Raw genomic sequence first — 4,272 nt, 5'->3', positions numbered from 1 at the left:
TTCAAACAATAAGCTCTACTGGCTTAGTTCACTAGCACACTGTTGAGTTCTCAAGCAACACACTGAATTGCTTCAAGCGATATTCATCAAGCTTTGTATCCCGAGGGCGCACCGTATACCCCGCGAAACTCGCGCTTCTCAAGGGTTTGGACGTGCTCTCCGGTTTGGGACCACCCACTCTACCACTTGCGTGGGAGCTTGGTTCGTGGCCCCGGTGGCCGCCCGGTCTCCCTGGCGACTTGAAGAACTTTACACGCCCTCGGAGGGGCCTGAACAGGGGGGGTCCCTTAAGTACGCGCCGACGCGCTGACCTGCGTCGATGTCACGGCTCGGGCTCCCCGTGGGTCGCGACGACGGTGAGACCCACGAGCGCGGCGGCCAGCACCGCGGTCACGTGGATCGGCGCCGGCGTGAACGACGCCGCGAGCACGAGCACCGCCGTCACCGGGAAGCCGATGGCGATCGGGCGGCATTCGTTGGTCGGGCCGATGTGCAGCAGCCAGACGCTGAGCAGGAACAGCGCGACCGGCACCGTGGTCACCAGAGCGGCGGCGAGTCCGGCTATATGCGTTTGATGAGTGTCGTAGTCGACGGCGACCTCGAGACCGGTGCCGACCGCGGCCGCCGCGGCGAAGATCAGGTAGTGGCCGTAGCCCCAGCTCATCGTCGTCAGCATGCCGGGGTTCCCGCTCAGCCTGCGGTGTCCCGGCTGGTCGAAGTACAGCCACCACAACGAGAACACCAGGACCAGTCCGGCGACGGCCAGTCCCACCAGGTTCCCGACGTGCCCCTCCTTGATCCCCTCCCGGATCGCGTTCGTCGCGCTGAGGACCGTCTCGCCGAGCACGATCAGGGTGAACAGGCCGTACCGCTCGGCGATGTGATGCGGGTGCCACGTGGTCCCGGCCCGGCTCTCGGCCAGCATCGGCACGGCCAGTTCCGCAAGCACGATGACGAAGAACGCCGGGAACGCGATCGCGTCGGGCAGTGCGAGGCGCACGACCCACAGCACCTGGCAGATCGTGATCCCGGCGGCGTACCACAGGGCCGTGACCCGGAGCTCGGGCGAGGACCGGGCGGCACGCAGCCATTGGGTGACCAAGGCCAGCCGCATGACCACGTAGCCGATGACCATCACCCGGAAATCGCCGTCGAACGCGCTCTCCACGCCGGCCGCGACGGTCAGCCCGCCGCCGATCTGCACCAGGGTCGTGACGCGGTAGGGCACGTCGTCGGTGTCGAACGCGGACGCGAACCAGCTGAAGTTCAGCCAGGCCCACCAGATCCCGAAGAACACGAGCGCGAAGCTCAGTACCCCGTGCCCGAAGTGTCCCTCGGTGAACGCGTGGTGCAGCTGCGCGCCCGCCTGGCCGACCGCGACCACGAAACAGAGGTCGAACAGCAGCTCCAGCGGGGTGGCGACGCGATGGTGCTCGTCACTGTCCCGTGACCGCATGGGCCGGTACCACACCCTGATCCGGTTACCCGGTCGCGCGGACTCCTCCGACATCGGCGCTCCCTGTGCTCGGGATGATCACGAACACCGCCATCCCAACACGTCCGGGCCGCGGGAGCGAGCGCGACACCGGGAGAAAGGTGAGCGGGCCCGGTTCCCCCTCACCCGGGCCCGCTCCAATGCCTTCGCGCTCACCGATACCCGAAATGGCTCCTCCGAGCTGGCGCCGGACGGTCCCCCGCGGACGCCGACGCGCTTTCTCCGGAGGTGACAGCGGTGTCCATTCCCTCGCACCCCGAACACCCCATCGCCCAGACCGGTCACCCCATCCCCAGGAGGCCGATCGGGCTGCCACTGTAGGTAATCAAAGTGGCGCACTGAAGGCCCCGTTAGGTCTACCCGGTTGCTCTGAGTAGCACCAGTGGTTCCGGGACGCTGTCACCCGGATGGAGCAGCATGATTATGCGCTGAGTAGTTTAGGCACGCTGAGGTAAGGGACCGGACAGTTCAGCCGCGCTGGATGTCCGCGGCGGAGGTTTCCGCGTCGCGCCGATCCTTGTCACCTTGGGTGAGCACCGCCCTGGCCCGGCGGGCCCGCAGTTCGAGGACGGCGAGGACGAGCGCGGCACACGTGACGACGGCCGCGCAGCACATCGCGACGGACAGAGCGAGCGGGAACCGGCCCGGTGCCGCACCCACCACGGATTCGAAGACCGACGCGAGCACCGCCGTGCCGATCGCGGTGCCGATCCGCTGGCCGGTCTGCAACGCGCCCCCGGCCGCGCCCGCCATGGTGGGCGGCACGCATTCCAGCGTCAGCGTCGTGTTCGGCGAGATCACCATGCCGCCGCCGATACCGGCGAACAGCAGCGGAGCGATGAACACGACGCCGGTCAGCGACGGCGGGACCAGCGTGGCGAGCAGCGCGACCAGGAGCATCCCGGCCGCGACCATGGACAGCCCGGTGACGGTGAGCCGCCGTCCCCAGCGCGGTACCAGCCTGCCCGCCACGGCGGCGGCCACCGCGGAGCCGAGCGCGAACGGCGTCACCGCCAGCCCGGACTGCAGCGGTGTGTAGCCGAGCCCCTTCTGGAAGAACATCGCGAACACGAGCCAGATCCCGGCGAACCCGCAGAAATAGAGCGTGCCGACCGCGGCGCCCGGCGCGTAGCCCGGAGTGCCGGTGAACAGCCGGATGTCGAGCAGCGGCGGTCTGCCGAGGCGGACCCTCGTGCGTTCCCAGCGGACGAACGCGAAGCCGAACACCACCGCGATGCCGAACAGCCACCACAGCCGGGACAGCCCGCCCTGCTCGGACTCCACCAGGGGCAGCAGCACGCCGAGCACGGCCACGGCGAGCAGCAGGATGCCGACGAAGTCGATCTCGCTGCGCAGCCGTACCTTGCGTGGCGGCGTCTTGGGCAGCAGCCGCAACGCGGCCCCGAACGCGACGACGCCGATCGGCACGTTGACGTAGAACACCCAGCGCCAGCCGTCCGGATCGCCGAACACCGCGAGGATGACGCCGCCGAGCACCGGCCCCACCGCCGTCGAGATCCCGACCACCGCGCCGAACATGCCGAACGCGCGTCCGCGCTCGGCACCCCGGAACAGTTCCTGGATCATGCCGCTGTTCTGCGGGGTGAGCATGCCCGCGGCGCAGCCCTGCAACAGCCGGGCCACGATCAGCGTGGTCTCGTCGGGCGCCGCCCCGGCGAACGCGCTGGTCGCCACGAACGCGGCCAGCGCGAACAGGAACATCCGGCGACGGCCGAGCGCGTCGCCGAGCCGTCCGCCGGAGACCAGGACGAGCCCGAACGTCAGCGCGTAGCCGGAGACCACCCATTGGATGGCGCCGTTGGAGGCGTGCAGGTTCCGCTGGATCGAGGGCAGCGCGGTGTTGACGATGCTGACGTCGAGCAGGCCCATGAACCCGGCCGCGAGGGTGACGGCAAGCGCTTTCCACCGTCGCGGATCGGGTTCGTAAGCCTCCGCCATCAGCTGTTCGCGGTGATCCCGCGGATCCCCTTCAGCTCACCGATGAGCATCGAGGTGACCTTGACCGGATAGTCGTAGAGCGCGAACACCGTCTGCTGCTTCTGCCCGACGAGCTTGAGGTGCACCGGGGTTTCGCCCTTGTGCGCCAGCAATGTCGACTTCAGTTCGCTGACCACCGACTGGTCGATCTTCTCGGCCGCCGCGAGGAGGACCAGCGGTGGCTCGTCCTCGCCGTTGGCGATGTCGGACAGGTCGAGGGTCGCCAGCCCGCCGCCGAACACCGACATCTTGTCCTCGCGCCAGTTCACCCTGCCCTTGACCAGGACGGCGTTGTCCTCGATCAGGTCGGCGGCGAACAACGCGTACGACTTGGGGAAGTAGAGCACCTCGATCGCGGCGTCCATGTCCTCGACCGTGCAGATGGCCCAGGGCTCGCCCTTCTTGTTGACCCGCCGCTCCAGCGAGGTGATCAGCCCGGAGATCACCACTTCACCTTCCTTCGGCGGGTCGGCGAGCAGTGCCGCGATCGGCCTCGGCGCGTGCTTGCGGAGGATACGCTCGGCGCCGTCGAGCGGATGCGCGGAGACGTAGAGCCCGAGCATTTCCCGCTCGTAGGCGAGCAGCTGCTTGCGCGGGTACTCCTCCTCGCCGAACTTCAGGTGCGCCAGCGGCGACGAGGACGACACGCTCGCGGTGTCCTCGGCCGACTCGTCCCCAAACGACCCGAAGAGGTCGAACTGGCCCATGGCTTCCTGGCGTTTGAGGGGGACGACGGCTTCGACGGCGTCTTCGTGGACCTGGATCATCGACAGGCGAGG

3 protein-coding genes are annotated in these 4,272 nt (G+C 68.3%); all 3 read right to left on the bottom strand.

Features of this window, described 5'->3' with window-relative positions; all coding sequences use genetic code 11:
• Nucleotides 1–322 precede the first annotated feature (322 nt).
• A complete protein-coding gene (locus ACFWY9_RS44695) occupies nucleotides 323–1,510 on the bottom strand; it encodes a low temperature requirement protein A (RefSeq protein WP_378330618.1) in 1,188 nt (395 codons plus the stop codon).
• Nucleotides 1,511–1,963: 453 nt separating this feature from the next.
• Nucleotides 1,964–3,454 carry an MFS transporter gene (locus ACFWY9_RS44690; RefSeq protein ID WP_378341750.1) on the bottom strand — a complete coding sequence of 497 codons (1,491 nt, stop codon included), beginning with the start codon at nucleotides 3,452–3,454 and terminating at the stop codon, nucleotides 1,964–1,966.
• Nucleotides 3,454–4,272 (bottom strand): OB-fold nucleic acid binding domain-containing protein (locus ACFWY9_RS44685; RefSeq protein ID WP_378341749.1); only part of this gene is annotated, 819 nt, incomplete at its 5' end. The genes ACFWY9_RS44685 and ACFWY9_RS44690, both read right to left, overlap by 1 nt.

This window comes from Amycolatopsis sp. NPDC059027 (assembly GCF_042739735.1).
Classification (GTDB): domain Bacteria; phylum Actinomycetota; class Actinomycetes; order Mycobacteriales; family Pseudonocardiaceae; genus Amycolatopsis.
This window is presented reverse-complemented; position numbering and strand designations above follow the sequence as displayed.